General features: G+C 41.4%; 18 protein-coding genes and 1 tRNA gene. 10 read left to right on the forward strand and 9 right to left on the reverse strand.

Translation table 11 applies throughout. The features are described 5' to 3' along the window. Nucleotides 1–12: 12 nt before the first annotated feature. Nucleotides 13–774 (forward strand): ABC transporter ATP-binding protein, encoded by a 762-nt coding sequence (locus tag ES754_RS06680; protein ID WP_147223397.1) that lies wholly within the window; start codon nucleotides 13–15, stop codon nucleotides 772–774. Then, on the forward strand, nucleotides 771–3,434 hold the full coding sequence (locus tag ES754_RS06685; RefSeq protein ID WP_227677850.1) for an ABC transporter permease: 2,664 nt from the start codon (nucleotides 771–773) through the stop codon (nucleotides 3,432–3,434). Before ES754_RS06680 ends, ES754_RS06685 begins: the two co-directional genes overlap by 4 nt. 110 nt (nucleotides 3,435–3,544) lie before the next feature. Here the strand turns inward: ES754_RS06685 and ES754_RS06690 are convergent, their stop codons facing one another. Genes ES754_RS06690 through tmk form a run of 4 tightly spaced genes read right to left on the reverse strand, consistent with a single transcriptional unit; the run spans nucleotide 3,545 to nucleotide 5,889 of the window. Next, a complete protein-coding gene (locus ES754_RS06690) occupies nucleotides 3,545–3,907 on the reverse strand; it encodes a hypothetical protein (protein WP_147223399.1) in 363 nt (120 codons plus the stop codon). A 10-nt stretch (nucleotides 3,908–3,917) separates the two neighbouring features. Beyond that, complete coding sequence (locus ES754_RS06695) at nucleotides 3,918–4,853, reverse strand: thymidylate synthase (RefSeq protein WP_147223401.1); 936 nt, start codon at nucleotides 4,851–4,853, stop codon at nucleotides 3,918–3,920. Then, nucleotides 4,854–5,195 (reverse strand): MazG nucleotide pyrophosphohydrolase domain-containing protein, encoded by a 342-nt coding sequence (locus ES754_RS06700; RefSeq protein ID WP_147223403.1) that lies wholly within the window; start codon nucleotides 5,193–5,195, stop codon nucleotides 4,854–4,856. It abuts the gene before it with no gap. A gap of 46 nt (nucleotides 5,196–5,241) precedes the next feature. Then, entirely contained in the window at nucleotides 5,242–5,889 is a 648-nt protein-coding gene (gene tmk, locus ES754_RS06705) for a dTMP kinase (RefSeq protein ID WP_147223405.1), read from the reverse strand. Nucleotides 5,890–6,135: 246 nt separating this feature from the next. Here tmk and ES754_RS06710 point away from each other — a divergent pair, with 246 nt between their 5' ends. Both ES754_RS06710 and ES754_RS06715 read left to right on the forward strand, forming a co-directional pair. Further along, nucleotides 6,136–6,852, forward strand: a complete 717-nt coding sequence (locus ES754_RS06710) for a dCTP deaminase (protein ID WP_147223407.1) — start codon at nucleotides 6,136–6,138, stop codon at nucleotides 6,850–6,852. A gap of 320 nt (nucleotides 6,853–7,172) precedes the next feature. Further along, nucleotides 7,173–8,477, forward strand: a complete 1,305-nt coding sequence (locus ES754_RS06715) for a valine--pyruvate transaminase (protein ID WP_147223409.1) — start codon at nucleotides 7,173–7,175, stop codon at nucleotides 8,475–8,477. Between the two features lie 61 nt (nucleotides 8,478–8,538). On the opposite strand, the gene ES754_RS06720 is transcribed toward ES754_RS06715, so the two are convergent. The 3 genes from ES754_RS06720 to hisB form a co-directional block, all read right to left on the reverse strand. After that, nucleotides 8,539–8,913, reverse strand: a complete 375-nt coding sequence (locus tag ES754_RS06720; protein WP_147223411.1) for a hypothetical protein — start codon at nucleotides 8,911–8,913, stop codon at nucleotides 8,539–8,541. Between the two features lie 126 nt (nucleotides 8,914–9,039). Further along, a complete protein-coding gene (gene hisH / locus ES754_RS06725; protein WP_147223413.1) occupies nucleotides 9,040–9,684 on the reverse strand; it encodes an imidazole glycerol phosphate synthase subunit HisH in 645 nt (214 codons plus the stop codon). Continuing rightward, complete coding sequence (gene hisB / locus ES754_RS06730) at nucleotides 9,685–10,338, reverse strand: imidazoleglycerol-phosphate dehydratase HisB (protein ID WP_227677851.1); 654 nt, start codon at nucleotides 10,336–10,338, stop codon at nucleotides 9,685–9,687. Nucleotides 10,339–10,663: 325 nt separating this feature from the next. Between hisB and ES754_RS06735 the strand changes: the two genes are divergently transcribed. The 5 genes from ES754_RS06735 to ES754_RS06755 all read left to right on the forward strand — a co-directional run bounded on the left by ES754_RS06735 (nucleotide 10,664) and on the right by ES754_RS06755 (nucleotide 14,672). After that, complete coding sequence (locus ES754_RS06735; protein ID WP_147223415.1) at nucleotides 10,664–11,086, forward strand: hypothetical protein; 423 nt, start codon at nucleotides 10,664–10,666, stop codon at nucleotides 11,084–11,086. Between the two features lie 140 nt (nucleotides 11,087–11,226). Next, a tRNA-Phe gene (locus tag ES754_RS06740) sits at nucleotides 11,227–11,302 on the forward strand. A gap of 168 nt (nucleotides 11,303–11,470) precedes the next feature. After that, complete coding sequence (locus ES754_RS06745; RefSeq protein ID WP_147223417.1) at nucleotides 11,471–11,971, forward strand: DUF4385 domain-containing protein; 501 nt, start codon at nucleotides 11,471–11,473, stop codon at nucleotides 11,969–11,971. Between the two features lie 129 nt (nucleotides 11,972–12,100). Beyond that, nucleotides 12,101–12,775 (forward strand): phosphoglycolate phosphatase, encoded by a 675-nt coding sequence (locus ES754_RS06750; RefSeq protein ID WP_147223419.1) that lies wholly within the window; start codon nucleotides 12,101–12,103, stop codon nucleotides 12,773–12,775. Between the two features lie 187 nt (nucleotides 12,776–12,962). Continuing rightward, nucleotides 12,963–14,672, forward strand: a complete 1,710-nt coding sequence (locus ES754_RS06755; RefSeq protein WP_147223421.1) for a formate--tetrahydrofolate ligase — start codon at nucleotides 12,963–12,965, stop codon at nucleotides 14,670–14,672. A gap of 66 nt (nucleotides 14,673–14,738) precedes the next feature. Here the strand turns inward: ES754_RS06755 and ES754_RS06760 are convergent, their stop codons facing one another. After that, a complete protein-coding gene (locus ES754_RS06760; protein ID WP_147223423.1) occupies nucleotides 14,739–16,316 on the reverse strand; it encodes a YifB family Mg chelatase-like AAA ATPase in 1,578 nt (525 codons plus the stop codon). 287 nt (nucleotides 16,317–16,603) lie between these two features. Between ES754_RS06760 and hemN the strand changes: the two genes are divergently transcribed. After that, on the forward strand, nucleotides 16,604–18,154 hold the full coding sequence (gene hemN, locus ES754_RS06765; RefSeq protein ID WP_147223425.1) for an oxygen-independent coproporphyrinogen III oxidase: 1,551 nt from the start codon (nucleotides 16,604–16,606) through the stop codon (nucleotides 18,152–18,154). An 83-nt stretch (nucleotides 18,155–18,237) separates the two neighbouring features. Here the strand turns inward: hemN and ES754_RS06770 are convergent, their stop codons facing one another. Then, entirely contained in the window at nucleotides 18,238–19,614 is a 1,377-nt protein-coding gene (locus ES754_RS06770) for an esterase-like activity of phytase family protein (protein ID WP_147223427.1), read from the reverse strand. Nucleotides 19,615–19,708: the final 94 nt, after the last annotated feature.

Genomic DNA, 19,708 nt, shown 5'->3' on the forward strand with positions numbered 1-19,708 from the left:
AGAGAACCATTAATGACACCTTCGTTGCCCTTAAAAACAGAAACACAAACAGATTTAGAAACTGAAGCAACTTCATCAGAGACAACCCTAACGGTTGAAGAAAAAGAAAATGCGCTGCTTGTTGGCTCGAACTTGAACAAAACCGTACAAGTTGGTGAACAAACCCTATCGATTATTAAAGACGTTAATATTCATGTTAACGCTGGCGAGTTTTTGGTTATTATGGGCAAGTCGGGCTCCGGTAAGTCCACCTTACTAGGACTATTGGCCGCTTTAGACTATCCTAATAGTGGTTCAGTGACGCTAGGCAAACAGACATTAAGCGAACTTAATGAAGACGCACTAGCAGTTATCCGTCAGCGTGAAATGGGCTTTGTGTTTCAATCATTCCATCTATTGCCAACCTTAACCGTCGCCGAAAACATTGCATTTCCTCTCGATATTGCTCGCCGTCCGAATAAGACGCGGGTTGATGAATTGATTGAGGCGGTTGGACTGGGTCACAGACGTAACAGCTTGCCCAGTCAGTTGTCTGGTGGTGAGCAGCAACGTACGGCAGTCGCACGCGCTTTGGTATCACACCCTAAAATTGTATTTGCCGATGAGCCCACTGGTAACTTAGATGAGCAGAATGCCGATCAAGTTATGCAGCTGTTATTAGATTTACGCCAGCAAGTCGGCTCGGCACTGGTGGTCGTAACTCATGATGCCGCGCTGGCCAAAATGGCTGATCGCGTCATTACCATGCACGATGGGCGGATTTTGTCTGAATGAATAATAAGCTAACCAATGATAACCCCATGGATAATGAATCAAATTATCCTAGTGGCATACTGAATTCATCTCTGACACGTGTGTTATTTACACGCACTTTGGGGACCCAAGCGTTAAGCCGTAGCTGGTGGCGACGCTGGGTTTACCCACTGCTGTTTTTAATTACCTTAACCTTGTCGCTTGCGACTTACCTGACCCTCGACTCTATCCAACAGTCGGTCAATAGCTATATCAATGACAATCAACGCGCGCTGGTCGGTGGTGATTTAGTATTAACCAGCAATCAAGACTGGCCGGCGGAAGTATTAAGCCAAGTACAAACTGTTGCTGATACCCAAATCGTTTATGACTATCAATTTAGTGCGATGGTGGTCACTGAGCAGCAAACGCTCCTTGCCCAAGTTAAAGGAGTGACTCCAGCTTATCCTTTATATGGTGACGTAGCACTGGCCTCTGGCAAACCCTTATGGCAACAGCTGAATTTAAATAGCGTAGTGGTCGCTCCCGAAGTTCTTAAAAGCTTAGATGCCAGCGTTGGCGATCGTATCAACGTGGGCGATGCACAGTTTATTATTAGTGATGAGCTGATTAAAGAGCCGGATCGTCCATTAACTGCCTTCGGTTTTGGCGGTCGCGTATTGATGCAGCAAGAGGCTCTTGAGGCCACTAACCTGATGGGGCAACGTAGCCGCGTCAGCTATCGTATTGAGCTGGCAGGTGGCCCTGAGCTGATGGCAAGCCAGCGTGAGCAGCTCACGCAAATATTAGAGAACTATCCTGATATTGAGCTGTCCGATGCAGAGTCTGCCGATACCTCAGTATCGCGTATCTCTGACAATGTCTTGAAGTTCTTAAAGCTGTTGGTCATTGCCGTCTTGCTATTATCAGCAGTCGCTATGTATGGCGTCATTACCGCCTTTGTGACCAAGCAGCAGTCCAGTAATGCCATTCGCATGGCGTTCGGTGAGCCTGTTGGAGCCATCAAGGCCAGCTATTATCGCTTGTTAATGAGCACCGCAGTCATTGCTTGTATTGCCGCCGTTATTTTAAGCTTTGCTTTTCTCAAAATCAGTCAGCCTTATCTGGCCGCAATTTTACCCGCAGATATTGGCCTTGCCATCAATCCACTGAGCATTATTAAGACGGTCATAATCGCTTCAGTATTGACCTTACTCATTACCCAACGCGGTCTTAATACACTCAGCACCACTAAACCTGCCACCTTACTGAATCAAGGTGCCAGTCAACCATCACAACGCTTGCCTTGGTATCGTCAGCTGCCGCTATTATGGTATGGATTGATACTAGTCGGTTTATATGGCTTCTTTGCCTATGAAGTGCAATCTCTGAAACTAGCTGCCCAATTACTGATTGGTTTAATCGGCTTTATTGCTATATTTTGGGCACTGGCACGGGCTTGGTTATGGCTACTTTCGCGCGTGGCGACGTATAGCAAGATCAGCTGGATGCAGCGTATCGCTATTCATAACCTTGCGCGTAAAGGCAATCAGTCGACGCTATTCTTCATTACCCTATCGTTAACGGTAGCCGTACTAACGCTAATTACCACGCTTAACCACAGTATTAATGCACAATTTATTAATGCCTATCCTGAGGATGCACCCAATTTATTCTTATTAGATATTCAGAGTGATCAACACGATGACATTAATAATTTGATTGCAGCACCGGTCAGCTATTATCCAGTGATTAGGGCACGGGTGGTGACGGCTAATAATATTCCTGTACAAGATATTGAGCCGGCTGAAGGCTTTGATGATCCAACCCGCGTCTTTAACTTAAGCTACGCTGATACGGTAATGGACACTGAATTTATTACCTCCGCAGTACAAGATAACACCCTCTATAGCCCTATTGTTAATGAAGATATCGTTAATGAAGATGTGGCCAATCAAAGTAAGGCCGCTCAAACTACTGAGCAAATACAGCCTTTGTCTATCTTAGACACTGCCGCTACCATGCTCAACGTGAAGATAGGCGAGCAAATTCGCTTTAATATTCAAGGTATTGAGATTGTTGGTCAAATTACCAGTATCCGTTCACGCTATGAGCAGGGTCCAAGTCCGTATTTTTATTTCTTATTTGAGCCGTCCGTATTGGCTACTGCCCCGCAAATTCAATTTGCCACCGTTCACGTGCCAGCAGATGCTATTCCTGAGATACAAGGCAAGCTCGTCCGCCGCTTCCCTGCCATTACTACTATTGATGGCACCGCCATTGCGCAACAAGTGCAAGAATTAGTCGCACAGATGAGCCGCTTGGTTTATATTTTCACCTTATTGGCATTACTGACCGGCATTATGGTGTTGATCAGCTCGCTATTATCTACCTCGCAAGATCGTATGCAGGAGAGCGCCTCCTTCCGTCTATTAGGGATGCAAAAGCGCGACTTGTATGTGCTTAATATTTTAGAGCTCGGTCTGCTCGGTATTAGTGCTGCTGCATTTGCGGTAACGATTGCTAGTGTTGGTGCGTGGGCGGTCATTACTTACTGGTTTAATTTACAGTTTAGTATGCCGTGGATAAGTATCGCTATTGGCTCACTGATGCTGATTGGTTTATTATTCACCATCTCTATTGTTTATGTGCGTTTGGTCATTGGCCGTGGCATTATGGCGCGGGTGCGAGCGATGATTTAGGGTGAGAGGCATTAAGAAATTGTATTCAATTTTAGCTTTGCAAAGAAAAACCCCTTCATGGGGTTTTTCATCTGATGTTATCTACCACACTTACCCGCTATAATTTTTGTTCAATCCCAATAACTACAAATTTCATTAGAATAATTAGTGATTGGGGAGATGAATTTTTTATCTATACTTAATAACTGACAGACTTCATCAAATTTTTGTAATACAGACTGTTTTATAGAAGGCTCACTAAAAGATAAGACATTAATCTCACCAAAAACTAAACCAATTATTACTTTTTTCAAAAACCCTCTAGTCTCATCTTGTAGAATCTCATATTTCATAGGTGAAAAATTCACCGTAGCTAAGAAATTTCTAATGATATTAACTTGTTCAGCGCTTAATGCTGCTTCCATCTCAACTATGAAAGAAGCTATCTCACTAGGGTCTCTGTATGCAATACTATGTAGGCTTTCTAAATTCATTTTTCTATCCCTATAAATCCAAGCTAATGTCATGGTGAGTTTGTAACCAATCATCAACGAACCAACTTAGCTCCAAAAATTCATTGTGACCTTCAAAACTAGAAACATTTTTTATTTCTTTAAATTTTTTATAAGATGTGAATAACCAACGCAGTCTCTTACTATTTATACTATCCCAATTTAAGCCTACTATATTAGCACTATCAACAATTATTTCATCAAAGAAACTAATATCTATCTCCAAACCACCTTTTATTACTTCGCCTTGTTTTATAAGGTTAGCTACTTTAGGAAAGTCTTTCTTATATAGGTGTAATGAATCCGTAAAATGGTTATGCAGTCCAACTTTTACATTCAACTCTCTTGATATATAAAACTGTATTAATCTAAAAACAAAAAAGTTGTATGGTACTCCTTTGTAAACATCATTAGATCTATTCAATACAGTCATATCTAACTGGTTATTACGGATTTTAAATAAAAGAGATATATTACAAGGTATATCTAATGAAGTTAAATTATTTAAATCTTCAGCCGTATAAATAGAGATAACTGCTCGTCTCGAATACGGGTTTTCTAATAGCTCTTCTATCACTTTTTCGACTTGGTTGACACCAAACTTATTGAAAATACGATAACCGTAGGCACCGTATAGAGAAATACTATCCTCAGAATACTTTCCATAACTATCTATTATAGTCTGTAAAGGCTTAAGCTCATTAGAACCTGTATATATCCAAGCTACTTCCATTATCGCGAAAAATATATTCAAACCTCTGCCCTTTATAAAAGGCAAACCACAGCTTAAAGAACTGATAGAAAACATAGCTGTAGAAAGATCGTAACAGTCTCCAACTCTTGATTCAGTCAAAGCAATACCAGAGTTAAACGCTTTTAGAGCTGAATAATAGGTTTTTGAATAGTTATCACCAATGAAATATTCCATTTATATACCATTAAAACGTTGTTTGTTTTTTTCAAGTTTACTTAGATACCCTTCTTCAAGATCAACATTGAACTGGTTAGATATTTTTATTAAATAAATAAAAGCATCCACAAGCTCTTCGTCTAAATCACCTTTGACGTCTTCTAGACTAAAATCACCTCTAGTAACTTTTTTTAAAATATTTGCAAACTCCCCGAGCTCACCTAATAGACAAACAATTAAGTGTTCTAATTCATGGATGTTACTCTCATTAATATCCACATAGAAAGCTTTATCCCCTACAGAATGGTTTCTATCAAAACCTTTCTGTAAAATCTTTATCTTTTCAAGTGATAAGCTCATTGCTCCACTCCAGATTCAATATACGTTATATAATTATTAATAACGATTAATCTAAAAATAGTTTATTCATAACTTCTAATATTTCATTGTGTATTTCGACTACGTCTTTATTAGCTGCAATAATAGCTAGGTTTCCTTTATAATTACTAAATATTTTCTCGTAATTCTTACTTACTAAATTTAGCTTTTCTTCATTCTCATATTCATCTGTAAAAGCTCTAGAAGCAATACGTCTAAGAGACTCTTCTACAGGGTTATTAAGATATATTACTAAATCAGGCTTCGGAAACTTACTATTGAGAGATTTAACAAATTGAAAGTCTTCTTCCGTAGTACAGTGATAAGCGTAAGAAGAGAAGTAGTACCTAGTACTAATAACTACTGAACCAGTGTTTACTAACTTGAAAACTCCATCTACTTCATTGTATAAGTGATCGTGTCGATCAGCGGCAAATAAGTAAGCCATCTGCTCATCAAACACATGATCTTGTTCTAAAGGATTATTATTAGACTTTGCAAAAGTGACTCTTCCTTTCATACCCTGTCTTATCAAGTTCCCTATAGGCCCTGAAGAAGGTTCTGAAGTTAAAAAGCAACTGTTTTGCTTCTCTTGGAAAAACTCTGCAAGGAGTTGAGACTGTGTACTTGTACCAGACCCGTCGATACCTTCAAATACTATAAACTTACCTTTCATCTTAGCTCTCTAAAATTTGTATACTAAATTACATATATCTTATTTTAAGATTTTATGCGTAAAATATGTCTTATCAACCGAGTATTACCTAATATCTCATCTAGCAAAGTCAGAATCAAACAATTGTATATTATTTTGTTATTTGTTACTCTCTTCTAACAGAATATGCTTATATAGATAAACGAGTCTACTATGTAGGTATTGGATAATACATATAATTATAACCTTTTACAAAGAGTAGAGTTGATGAGTTTTTTAGGAGAGCAAGAGCTTAAGGACAGAGTTGAAGTCGAAAAAATAATTCTAGACTTTCACGAAGATAATATAAAAAGTAACCACTATGAACTTACTCTTGGACAATCATATTGCTCTACAACTACGAACTCTAAGGTATTAAAAGCTGAAGATAATCAGATTGTGATAGAACCTGGTGAATTTTATTTTTTAGAATCCTCTGAAACACTTCATATACCTAATAACTTAATGGCTTTTATCTCCATAAAAAGCAAAGTAAAATTCAAAGGTTTAATTAATATTTCAGGTTTTCACGTAGATCCGAATTTCCAAGGTAAACTTGTATTTTCCGTGCTGAACGTAGGAACAAATCCAATAAACCTTACAGTAGGTGATCCATTGTTTCAAATATGGTTTTCAACTCTAACTAGTATCACTACTTATGAAGGCGACCATCAAGGCTTAAAAGGTGTCAACGGAGAGTTTCTTAGTAAGTACATGATTAGCAGTACAAATGCTTATCCTGCTGATTTGCAAAAACAAATTCACGAAATTGAAAAAAAAATAAGTATCTACCCTTCAAATACGCAAGAACAGATTCATGAATTGAAAACAAAATTAAGTAATATATATTTGTTTGTAAAAATTATTTCTGGTGTAATAATACCTATAGTGATAAGTATATCCGTAATGTTAGCTAAAAACTATTTCACACCCCCCGTTGTTTAGCTGTCTAAAAAAATAAAGCTAGCCATTAGCTTAGCATTCTAGACTAATATATTTATAAAATATCTGTGTTCTAGGTTAGATTTATTTTAAGATATAAGCCCTGCCTACGAACTACAGGCGCAAAGCAGGATTAGCTCCAAAATCCTAAGCCCCTAAAACACAAAATAAAAAACGTCCTCTATTAATTTAGAGGATGTTTTTTGATTCACTCGACGTATAGTCATATAAACTAATATAAGCCTTGATGGTTTACTCATTTAGAGTTTGTCATTTGATATACTAACGCTACATTTTTAACTTTATCAAATGACGGTAACGCTATGAAATTCTCAAAATTTGGGCAAAAATTTACCCAACCAACTGGCATCTCGCAGCTGATGGACGATCTAGGCGATGCCTTAAAAAGTGACCAGCCTATCAATATGCTGGGTGGCGGCAACCCTGCCCGTATTGAAGCGGTCAATGAAGTATTTTTGCAGACTTATAAAGCAATTGGTGATGATGGACTAGAAGGAACTGCCCTTAATGCCATGGGTAATTATTCTAACCCGCAAGGCGATGCCGCGTTTATTGATGCTTTAGTAGGCTTCTTTAATCGTCATTATGATTGGAACTTGAGCGCAGAAAATATCGCCCTCACCAATGGCTCACAAAATGCTTTCTTTTATCTATTTAATTTGTTTGGCGGTGCTTTTACCGATGAGCACAACCAATCGGTAGATAAATCTATCCTACTGCCCTTAGCACCAGAATATATTGGCTATAGTGATGTGCATGTTGATGGCCAGCATTTTGCCGCAGTGTTACCACATATTGATGAGGTTACTTACAATGGCGAGGAAGGCTTCTTTAAATATCGGGTAGACTTTGAGGCGCTAGAAAACTTGCCCGCGTTGGTTGAGGGTCGTATTGGCGCAATTTGCTGCTCACGTCCGACCAATCCAACGGGTAATGTATTGACCGATGAGGAAATGAGCCGTTTAGCAGAAATTGCCAAACGCTATGAGGTACCGCTCATTATTGACAATGCTTACGGTATGCCGTTTCCCAATATCATTTATTCAGATGCCCATTTAAATTGGGATGATAATACAATTTTATGTTTTAGCTTGTCTAAAATTGGCTTGCCGGGTGTACGCACGGGAATTATTGTGGCAGCGCCTGAAGTGATTGCCGCGGTCAGTTCGATGAATGCGGTCGTCAATCTAGCCCCTACACGCTTTGGTGCGGCGATTGCCACGCCATTGGTCAAAGATGACCGTATCAAGCAATTATCTGATGACGCTATTAAACCGTTTTATCAGCAACAGGCGAATACAGCGGTGCGGCTGTTAAAAGAAGCGTTGGGCGATTATCCATTAGTAATTCATAAGCCTGAAGGCGCGATATTCTTATGGTTATGGTTTAAAGATTTGCCCATTGATACCGTTGAGTTGTATGAGCGTTTGAAAAAACAAGGCACCTTAATTGTGCCGAGTAAATATTTCTTCCCCGGTGTCGATGTGGCAAACTATCCGCACGCGCATAAATGTATCCGCATGAGTATTGCCGCTGATGAGCAGACGCTAATTGATGGTATCAAGGTGATTGGAGAAGTGGCTCGTGAGCTTTATGATGCGAGTTAAATTAACCATGATGCAAGACTAGCTCACTTAACTTAATTTTAAAGAAAAGTACTTCAGTCTATTATCGCTGTTTTAATAAGCTGCTTGGTTTACTCACTGTCTGAAAAGTCTTAGTCCATAAAGTGAGGGCATAGAGCACATAAGAGAGCAGGCAAGTATTAATAATATCATGGATACTGGCCTTTATCTCTACGCTGCCTAATTCCGAGAGGCCTAGCTCTGCAATAGTATGGCGGTTGTCTAAATACTCGCCTAATAAGGCAATGCAGGTCACTGCGATTAAAGCAATAAATGATCGGACACTTTGCTTTTTAAAAATTGGACGCAGTAGTATTAAACATAACAGATAGATACTGATGCCAACATACATATGTAGCGCATCTTTATCTAATCCAGTAACAGCTATAATGCCATCTTTAAAATTTCCAAATTCCACTGAGGTCTCACTACCTTAATACAAAAAATCGTTATATCAAAAAACGCTCATAGTTATAATGCGCATTATATAAATCTCGTTGTTCATAAGAAACCTCAGCAACAAGTCTAAAAGCAAAAACGATTACTAAATATCCCAATCCACAAAATTCTTTAATAGTTGTAAGCCGGCGTTATGACTTTTTTCTGGATGGAACTGGGTGGCAAATAAATTATCTCGCAAAATACTGGCACAAAACGGCTGCCCATAATCACAAACCGCAGCAACTTGTGAGCTGTTTTCTGGCTCACAATAATAACTGTGCACAAAGTAAAAGTGCGAATTTTCCGCAATACCGCGCCACAAGGGATGCGCAAAATTCATGCCGCTAATGGTATTCCAACCCATATGTGGCACTTTAATTTGGCTACCATTTTTATCCGTCCATACCGGATTAAACGCTTTCACCGTGCCATCTAAAATACCGAGACACGCTGTGCCACCATTTTCAGCGGTCTGATGAAACAACGCCTGCATACCCACACAGATGGCCATCACGGGCTTATTGAACACCGCCTGACGGATTACCTCGTCAATACCTGCCTCATGCATGCCAGCCATACAGTCGCGCATCGCACCAACGCCTGGAAATACAATCTTATCCGCAGCGGCGACGACTTTCGGGTCATTGGTGATAGAAACTTCCGCGCCGACCGCTGATAGTGCTTTGCTGGCAGAGTGCAAATTACCCATGCCATAATCTAGTAATGCAATTTTGGTGGCTCGACTCATCTAAAACGCCTCTTTGGTCGACGGCAAGGTATTTAGCGCGCGCTCATCATATTCACAAGCCATACGCAAGGCACGAGCAAAGGCTTTGAACGTACACTCGATTTGGTGATGGCTGTTTTTACCTTTTAGATTGTCCAAATGCACGGTCATCCACGCATGATTAACAAAGCCGTAGAAAAACTCACTGAATAAATCCACATCAAAAGTGCCGACATGCGAGCGGGTAAAGGGAATATCCATATGTAAGCCCGGACGACCCGATAAATCAACCACTGCGCGGGTTAACGCTTCATCGAGTGGCGCATAAAAATGCCCGTAACGACGAATGCCCTTTTTATCACCGAGCGCTTTTGCAAATGCTTGCCCAACGGTAATACCGGTATCTTCAACACTGTGGTGATCATCGATAAAGGTATCGCCGTTACATTTAATATCTAAGTCAAACAAACCGTGACGCTTAATCTGATCAATCATATGGTCCAAAAATGGTACGCCGGTATCCACTACCCCTTGACCAGTACCATCAAGATTCACCGTACAGGTCACTTGCGTCTCCGCAGTATTGCGCTCAACCGTCGCAATACGCGGGGCATGGCCGTATAGGTTTTGAGCAGAATTTTGATTTTGTGCAGTAGAATTAGAATTGGCTGTCATGGCTACTCTCTATAAATAAAAAAGCAAACAATAAAATTGGGCTATCAATAAGCCCAACGTGTTCTCAATTTGAGAAACATAAAATCGAATCGGTATCTGTTGGCTGCCATTGTCCTATCCTCTCTAGAAATATCTTATATCTAGGAATAGTCGGATTAAGACCAGCACGCCATTATTTACCCTTATCATAGCAAACCCTGCGATTTACTGCCATGACCAAGCGGTATACGACGCGCAATTTTGTGCCATTCTGCTAAAATACAGCCTTTAGTATTATCAATCGACCTGATAATCCATCACGCCACCATAAACGCCGGAGCCAACTATGCCTTTAGAAGCCATTGCCATCAATCGCTTGGATGCACCACTGATTCAAAAACCTGCGCGCGACAATGAATTGGCCGAGCGTCTGCAAACTTTATATGACACCGATGACAATCAGCCTGCCGGTATGGAGGTGCTCACTATCATAGAACAAGGTTTTAAACGCGGTCAGTATCTGTATGTCGGCATGTTCAATGACAAGCCTATTGCCGCCGTGGGCTGCTTTGATGACGGGCAAACAGATGCCAAGCGCTTGCAATATTTAACCGTGCATACCGAAAACCGCAATCGAGCGATTGATGCTAAGTTTATTAAACTGGTCTATGATGCGGAAGTAAAAAAAGGCGTGCGTCAATTTGTGCCAGTCGATGCCGATATCCATCGCATTATGACCGAATACGACTTGCTACAGGTCAAAAGCTAGATGCCTTTGTTATCAACGCAGTAAAATCTACTTTGAATAACCTGACCTCTGAAGTCAATTTTTACCTTTTTATTACGGTTAGTGTAAAAATAACTTGACAGCAGCGCCAATATTTAGTTTAATAGCGCCTCAACGAAGACGGCTCGATAGCTCAGTCGGTAGAGCAACGGATTGAAAATCCGTGTGTCGGCAGTTCGAACCTGCCTCGAGCCACCATTCGTTTTAGAATTCTAAAAGCCTCAAACATTAATGTTTGAGGCTTTTTTTATGCTTGTAGATTACTGATTTAAAATCCTACTATACGCTTGGTTAACACTTTTGGGCTATAGTTTATATCATGGCGCTGATTATACTAAAAATCATTATCGTTAATAGGTAAAAACTATGCGAGAGTTTAATTATGATTTAGATTATAAAAGCCTAAATCTACGTGAGCAGCCTGAGCTATACCGTGTCGGTCGCGGCGAGCAAGGGGTATTATTGGTTGAGCCGTATAAATCTGAAATATTACCGCATTGGCGCTTTGCGACGCCTGATATCGCAACCGAAAGTAGCAATATTATTTACCAAATGTTCTTAGAGTATCTGGCTGCGGATGATTTCGTTGGTGCTGATATGGCACGCAAATTTATTCAAATGGGTTTTACACGGGCACGGCGCTATGCCAATCATAAAGGCGGTAAAAAATATAAAGGCGCGGTGCCTGACGATAAAAAAGGGCAAAGCGGAGCACACGGTCGCGCAGAGCTACCACGCCAAGAGGAAGATCCCATCAAAGCTGAATCGGCTCGTATTTTTAAACAAAAATGGGACTGTTGCCGTGACAATGAAGATTATTTAAGGATGAAAGCGGAGCACCGTGAACGTTATAAAGATGTTGAATAATACGCCAAAATTTAGATAGCCTCGGACACTGTGCTAAGCTAAGTAAATTAAAATATGATTTGTATAGCAATTATTTTTAATTACCAGCAATTACCAATTACCAATGATAATAAATAGTGAGCATAAATAATGACTAAAAAACTGTTAATGTTTGATTTTGATGGCACTTTGATCGATAGCGTCCCTGATTTAGCGGATGCGACTAACCAGATGCTCACGCAATTGGGCAAACCAACTCATACGCTTGATACGATAACAGAATGGGTAGGTAACGGGGCACGAGCGCTGGTTGAACGTGCCTTATCCGGTAGCAACAACGTCGATGCGCGTCTATCTGTAGCAGAGATTGAAGCGGCTGAGCAATTATTCTTTACCGCTTATGCTGAGCATGACGTTAGCAAAACCATTACTTATCCGGATGTTGACCAAGGTCTACGTCAATTAAAAGAAGCTGGCTTTACTTTAGCGTTAGTCACCAATAAGCCGATACGCTTTGTCCCAAATATTCTGGATGGCTTAGGGTGGACGCCATTATTTGATATGGTATTAGGCGGCGATAGCTTGTCCACTAAAAAGCCTGACCCCGCCCCGCTACTTCATACCTGCAAAACCCTAAATTTTGACCCCGCACAAGCCGTTATGATTGGCGATTCTATTAATGATGTCTCAGCTGGCAAGAATGCAGGCATCGAGACTATCGGTCTGTCTTATGGTTATAATTATGGAAATGATATCCGTGATAGTCAGCCAAATCAAGTCTTTGATAACTTCGCAGATTTGCTTGCTTACCTGCTAGAAAAATAAGCTTTTGGTGTCTTAGTTTTTAGTATCCAGCTTTTATTTCTCAAATTAACAATATGAATGCTAAAAGCCTTAATGGCATACCCTTACAACACTCCCCTCAAAACAACACTCCCCTCAAAAATTGAAATAGCGCGCTTAAAGACGCTATTTTTTTTTGAGTGCTATAAAGATTAAAGAGACTTTCAACATGACTGTACCTAGCGATATTGCTATTGCTCAGAGCACGACCTTACAATCCATCAATAGCATTGCCGCAAAAATTGGCCTATCTACTAATAATATAGAACCTTACGGGCACTATAAGGCGAAGATAAATCCCAACGATGTTTTTGCTAAGCCTGCAAAATCCAAACGTAGCAAACTGATATTGGTCACTGCGATTAACCCGACACCTGCCGGTGAAGGTAAAACCACGGTCACAATTGGTCTCGCTGATGCTTTGAATAGAGTTCATCAACAGCAAAAGTCTGCTGAGATAACGATGGTTGCCTTGCGTGAGCCTTCATTAGGCCCAGTGTTTGGGATGAAAGGCGGTGCGGCTGGTGGCGGTTATGCACAAGTGTTACCGATGGAAGATATTAACCTACATTTTACTGGCGACTTTCATGCCATTGGTGCGGCCAATAACTTATTGGCTGCCATGCTGGATAATCATATCTACCAAGGTAATGCGCTGAATATTGACCCAAAACAAGTATTTTGGCGACGGGCGGTAGACATGAATGATCGTCAGCTGCGCAATATCATTGACGGTATGGGCAAAACCACCGATGGCGTCATGCGTGAAGATGGCTTTGATATCACTGTTGCCTCTGAAGTGATGGCTATTTTTTGTTTAGCGACAGATTTGGCTGATTTAAAACAGCGTTTGGGCAATATCTTAGTGGCATACAACAAAGACAAACAACCTGTTTATGCAAGAGAACTCAATGCCCACGGCGCTATGGCTGCTTTATTAAGAGACGCACTCAAACCAAACTTAGTACAAACTATCGAGGGCACACCAGCCATTGTTCATGGCGGTCCCTTTGCTAATATCGCTCATGGATGCAACTCCGTGATTGCCACTCGCGTTGCCATGCATTTGGCAGATTACACGCTTACAGAAGCTGGCTTTGGCGCTGACCTAGGGGCGCAGAAGTTTTGTGATATTAAATGCAGACTATCAGGTCTGACACCAGATGCTGCCGTTATTGTCGCTACCATACGAGCGCTAAAATACAATGGCGGCGTTGCTAAAGATGCGTTAACTACTGAGAACTTATCAGCGCTTGCACAGGGTCTACCAAACCTATTCAAACACATCGAGAATATGCAAAATGTTTACGGTCTGCCAGTCGTCGTCGCTATTAATCAATTTGTTAGCGATACCGATGCTGAAGTAGAGATGGTAAGGCAGGCGTGCCAAGAAAAAGGCGTTGAGGTTGCTCTAACACAAGTATGGGAAAAAGGCGGTGCGGGCGGAGAAGCATTAGCGAATACATTACTTAATCTACTCAAAGATCAAGATGACCAATCTAGCCAGTTTCGTTTTTCTTATGACAGTGACAACACCATTGAAGATAAAATTCGTACGGTTGCTCAGCGTATTTATGGTGCTAAAGATATTGACATTAGTATACTTGCGCAGTCTAAGATTCGCCAATTAGAAGCACTCCATCTAGATAAAATGCCTATTTGTATCGCTAAAACTCAATACTCACTAAGCGATAATGCCAAGCTACTGGGCCGACCTACTGGCTTTGATATCCATGTGCGTGATATTAGTATCTCCTCCGGTGCAGGATTTATTGTGGTTATCTGCGGCCCTATTATGAAAATGCCAGGCTTGCCCAAACGTCCTTCAGCTGAACGCATTGATGTGGACGATACTGGCAATATTACGGGGTTGTTTTAATAGCCATCACACCCCAAAAATAAATCAGCGGCTGTTATATCGTCCGTATTGCTTATACTGTTTGTGCTATTTACTGCGATAGCTTAGTGCCTCAGACACATGGGCACTACTAATATTAGGGCTATCAGCCAAATCAGCAATGGTGCGCGCCACTCTTAACACACGGTGATAGCCGCGCGCTGACAGCTTGAGTCGTTGCTGTGCCATCTGTAATAACTGCTGCTCGCCCTCGCCTAATTGGACATACTCATCAAGCTCGCTTGGGCTAAGCTCATTATTGACTTTTTGTTGCCTTGCTAACTGACGCTTATGGGCAGCGATAACTCTCATTCGCACCTGCTCGGAGCTTTCACCAGCGTGGCTGTTTTGCAAGTCCGCAATCGGTAATGCTGGCACGGTGATATGCAAGTCAATACGATCCAGTAGTGGCCCTGATAGTTTGTCTTGATAGCGTTTAATCTGCTCAGGACGACAACGACAGCGTCCGGATCCGTCTCCATCATAGCCACAAGGACATGGATTCATGGCAGCAACCAATTGAAAATTAGCCGGGAACGTCATTTGTGAGTTGGCACGACTAATGGTAATTTGCTTGGCTTCTAGGGGCTGGCGCAATACCTCTAACACACTACGATCAAACTCAGGCAGCTCATCCAAAAATAGCACCCCTTTATTGGCCAAAGTAATCTCTCCAGGCTTGGGACGTGAACCCCCACCGACGAGTGCAACCGCCGATATGGTGTGATGTACTTGCCGAAAGGGTCGCGTACCGTAGTCATAGTCGCTGTCTGCTACTGAATACGTACTGGCGACTTCTAGCGCGTCCTCCGCGCTCAAATCTGGCAAAATAGTCGGGAGACGTGATGCCATCAGGGTTTTACCAGAGCCAGGAGGTCCGGTAAATAATAGCGAGTGTCCACCAGCTGCGGCAATCTCTAACGCCCGTCTGGCATGATGTTGCCCCTTTACATCAGCTAAATCCACTTGATAGCTGGCATTAGGCTGAATGCACCTTAATGGAACGACTGCCAAACGCGCCTCCATCGCACTGGGATCGGCTAGCGATTGCAAATGCGCACACACCTCTTTAAGGCTTTGCGCAGCTAATATCGTTACGCCTTCAACACGGCTGGCATCGCTGCTATTCTCCATTGGCACGATTAATTGCCGTGTCTCTTCTGATTGCTGTGTTTCTTGCAATAACTCTGATGGCAACATTTTTAATCCTAATGTTTTCAATGCCAAGGCTTCTGCTTTTATCGCTCGGGCAACCGCTAGACTGCCCGTTACTTGCCTCAGCTCCCCATTCAGTGCCAGCTCACCAATAAATTCAAATGCGGATAACACGTCAGGGTCAAGCTGCCCGCTGGCTGCCAAAATACCAATTGCAATAGGTAAATCTAACCGTGCACCATCTTTGGGTAAATCAGCTGGCGCTAGATTAATCGTCAAACGTCGATTGGGAAACTGAAAGCCAGAGTACAAAATAGCCGAGCGCACCCGATCTTTACTTTCTCGAACTGCCGCTGCGGGTAGCCCTACGATAGTCAGTGCTGGCAAGCCTTGGGACAGATGTACCTCAATAATCACCTTTGGCGCGTGCAGGCCGACGACTGAGCGGGTATAGACTTGAGCGAACGACATAGTAGCTTCTTAATTTAAAAGATTATTGATAATAGACTACTCTTTATCAGTGCGCAAATGTCGTGTCTTATGCCTTACGAAAAATTTTCATTTAATACTGGCCTGACACGTTAATGATATGAAAACTTGTCAGCTTCCACACTCTAAGCAGGGATTTGTTATAATAGTTGCCAGCTATTTAATCGTCATTATTAACACTATAAAAAACCAGCAATACAAGAGTCTTAAACTGCACAGTATTAGAGTAAATAAATAACGATATCTACAGTCAAAAAGAGGAATGTCGCATGCCAGAATATACCGACCATAACGACGCACCGCAGCAGCCTATCAATCAACAGCCACATGAGCCGCCCACAACTGTACGTCCTGTTGTGCAGCAGATTAGCCCTTATGCCAGCCTCCGCGGTACTCAAGCAAGCAAGCAGCTACCGGCGTTTGATGTGGAGATTATTAATAAGTACAATCGTTCTGGGCCGCGCTATACCTCTTACCCGACTGCTTTAGAGTTTTTACCAATGCCGGACGGTCTTGAAGCTAAGATTCTACAAAATCGTGAAGCGCACGTACCCTTATCTCTCTATTTTCACATCCCGTTTTGTCGCCATTTATGCTATTACTGTGCCTGTAATAAAATTATTACTAAAAAAAATAGCGATTCAGGTGACTATCTGCAATATCTTATTGCTGAAATTAAGCACAAACGCAGCTTATTACCCACACTAGAAGACGGCAAAAATCCACTGGTTAAGCAGCTGCATCTAGGCGGCGGTACCCCAACCTTTTTGCGCGATGAAGAAATGGTACAGCTTTGGGAATTCTTGCAAACCCAGTTTGAATTTTTACCAGAAAACGAGGGCGATTATTCCATTGAAATTGACCCACGCGAGCTAGGTGACAACACCCTACAGACCTTGCGTAAGCTCGGCTTTAATCGTATCAGCCTCGGTGTGCAAGACTTAGATGAAGCGGTGCAGATTGCCGTTAATCGGGTACATTCAGCAGAAATGATTGCCACTATATTAAATGAAGCCCGTGATTTAGGCTTTCATTCGATTAATATCGATTTGATTTATGGCCTACCGCACCAAACCCCTATTACATTGGACAAGACCGTACACCGTATTATTGAGATGTCGCCAGATCGTCTGTCCGTATTTAACTACGCCCATCTGCCTGAGCGCTTTAAAGCCCAGCGCCAAATTAAAGATGAGGATTTACCAGATCCAGCTGAAAAAATTGCCATGCTCGGTAATACTATTAATACTTTAACCGAAGCAGGTTATCAATTTATTGGTATTGACCATTTTGCAAAACCTGATGATGAGCTAGCAATAGCACAACGCGAAGGCCATTTGCATCGTAACTTCCAAGGCTATACCATCATGGCTGACTGCGATTTATTGGGTTTTGGAGTCTCAGCAATCAGTCAAATCACCAATGCTAATAGCAAATATATTTTGCAAAACCATACAGATTTACAGGTTTATCAAGATAATATTAACGCGGCAAGCAGTAACCTTACCGTCATGCCAGCGGTCAAATACATCAAGACCTCTATCAAAGATCGCTTGCGTGAATATGTCATTATGAATCTACTCTGTCATGACTATATTGACTTTAAAGACGTTAACCAGAAGTTTGGTATCGATGCTGTCACCTATTTTATTAATGAGATTCAACAGCTCGGTGAGATGCAAAAAGACAAGCTGATAGATATGGATGTGGCTGGTATCCGCATTTTACCTAAAGGTCGCTTATTGGGTCGTAACGTGGCCATGGTATTCGATGAATATCTTGAGAAAAAGCATAAGAATCGCTTTTCTAAAGTAATTTAATATATTCTCATTAATAATAAAAAGACCTCAACATGAGGTCTTTTTTTGGTTAAAAATAAGTGAAGTTAAGTGTACCTACTCGCTCATTTACTAGGCGCTACTATATTAGGTATTACGATATACAGTCGATTGGCATCCTCTATCGTTTTCTCACTATCTAGATATTTTTGTTCAACCGTATTGTTTAAATCTGTCATGGCAAAGTCATCATCATTTAGCAAACCAATTGAGCCATCTTGACGTAACCATAAGCCTTCAAGCTTATCGTGCGGATAATCAAGACTTGCAAGAACATCAACCACCAATGTTTTATTAACAGGTTTAATATTAATATCCGCAAGGGCTTGCCAGCTACTATGGTCATCAACCGCAATAAACTGCTCTAGTGTCTGGCTATTAATCAAGAGACCCAGCTCTTTATCTTGCTTCACGCTGTCTTCATTAGTTATAGACTCAATATCAGTCGCTTGCGATATGTCAATTTTGTAGATATATTTTTGTGCTGATTCATCTTGTAAGGGAAATTTACGATCATGCTCAATGATGTAAAACTCATGGCCGCTTAAAGCAACAATACCCGAATTGACGTGCTGTGCTTTATCGAGACGATACAAATACTGCGCAATCTGACCACTCACTAGATTTATCGTGACCACGCGCGTCAAATTTGAGTGTCTTCCTGACTTATCAGGATTGTCCATGGACGACTCCATAACACCCACTAACGTGGTTTGGTCAGGGGTAATAGTGAGACTTTCGATACCCCGATTGGCACGACGATTGATAAACTCTGCAGGCAATAATAACGGCTTATCATTAACAATAACCGTATTACGCTCATCATGCGCAAAAGGATTAATCCGTTCAATCTCTACCCCATCAGCATCATAATGAACGAGGTGCGGGCCATATTCATCACTAACCCAAAAACTGCCATCCTTTAACGCCGCTAACCCTTCAGGATCAAGTCCATTCATATCGTTTTTAATAGGATTGATAATCTCGTCATAGGGCAATTCACCATGAACCGTCATCAACTTACCCTGTGCGTCATACGGGATTTCATTAGTGCCACCGAGTGTTTTTGGATTGGGTAAACCCGTGATAGGCGTACCATTAGCGTCTTTGAGTAAAACCTCTTTAACCTTGATTATATGTCCATCATCTTGCAACTCAAACAACCCAATGCGTGGCGTATAATTGGGCAACAAAAAGCGTTTTCCTGCGCCTGCACTGCCATCAAAGTCGGCATTAGGACCGCGATCCGTTAGCACGTAGAATTGATTAGGATTAGTGGGATGAGCCGCGGCGTCAGAGCCAAATCCACCCCCTCGAATCTCTAGCTTTTTATCAGGATACGCTGAATTAATATATTGATCGTCCAGTACACTATAAGGTAACGGGCTGCCTTGAATGAATTCATTATTCAGCATTTCTTTACTTTTATTTATTTTTGACATTTTTGACTTCCTAAATTGATACTTTTAAAGTTTAAAATAATAAGCACTGTGAAAACCATACCTTACTAAACAAAAGGATAAGAAGTAATTTGTT

The organism is Psychrobacter frigidicola, assembly GCF_007997305.1.
Taxonomy (GTDB): Bacteria; Pseudomonadota; Gammaproteobacteria; order Pseudomonadales; family Moraxellaceae; genus Psychrobacter; species Psychrobacter frigidicola.

Bases quoted from the DNA above. Each gene is read 5' to 3' on its own strand.
- ES754_RS06680 (WP_147223397.1), top strand. From the start codon at position 13: ATGACACCTTCGTTGCCCTTAAAAACAGAAACACAAACAGATTTAGAA.
- ES754_RS06685 (WP_227677850.1), top strand. From the start codon at position 771: ATGAATAATAAGCTAACCAATGATAACCCCATGGATAATGAATCAAAT.
- ES754_RS06690 (WP_147223399.1), bottom strand. From the start codon at position 3,907: ATGAATTTAGAAAGCCTACATAGTATTGCATACAGAGACCCTAGTGAG.
- ES754_RS06695 (WP_147223401.1), bottom strand. From the start codon at position 4,853: ATGGAATATTTCATTGGTGATAACTATTCAAAAACCTATTATTCAGCT.
- ES754_RS06700 (WP_147223403.1), bottom strand. From the start codon at position 5,195: ATGAGCTTATCACTTGAAAAGATAAAGATTTTACAGAAAGGTTTTGAT.
- tmk (WP_147223405.1), bottom strand. From the start codon at position 5,889: ATGAAAGGTAAGTTTATAGTATTTGAAGGTATCGACGGGTCTGGTACA.
- ES754_RS06710 (WP_147223407.1), top strand. From the start codon at position 6,136: ATGAGTTTTTTAGGAGAGCAAGAGCTTAAGGACAGAGTTGAAGTCGAA.
- ES754_RS06715 (WP_147223409.1), top strand. From the start codon at position 7,173: ATGAAATTCTCAAAATTTGGGCAAAAATTTACCCAACCAACTGGCATC.
- hisH (WP_147223413.1), bottom strand. From the start codon at position 9,684: ATGAGTCGAGCCACCAAAATTGCATTACTAGATTATGGCATGGGTAAT.
- hisB (WP_227677851.1), bottom strand. From the start codon at position 10,338: ATGACAGCCAATTCTAATTCTACTGCACAAAATCAAAATTCTGCTCAA.
- ES754_RS06735 (WP_147223415.1), top strand. From the start codon at position 10,664: ATGCCTTTAGAAGCCATTGCCATCAATCGCTTGGATGCACCACTGATT.
- ES754_RS06745 (WP_147223417.1), top strand. From the start codon at position 11,471: ATGCGAGAGTTTAATTATGATTTAGATTATAAAAGCCTAAATCTACGT.
- ES754_RS06750 (WP_147223419.1), top strand. From the start codon at position 12,101: ATGACTAAAAAACTGTTAATGTTTGATTTTGATGGCACTTTGATCGAT.
- ES754_RS06755 (WP_147223421.1), top strand. From the start codon at position 12,963: ATGACTGTACCTAGCGATATTGCTATTGCTCAGAGCACGACCTTACAA.
- ES754_RS06760 (WP_147223423.1), bottom strand. From the start codon at position 16,316: ATGTCGTTCGCTCAAGTCTATACCCGCTCAGTCGTCGGCCTGCACGCG.
- hemN (WP_147223425.1), top strand. From the start codon at position 16,604: ATGCCAGAATATACCGACCATAACGACGCACCGCAGCAGCCTATCAAT.
- ES754_RS06770 (WP_147223427.1), bottom strand. From the start codon at position 19,614: ATGTCAAAAATAAATAAAAGTAAAGAAATGCTGAATAATGAATTCATT.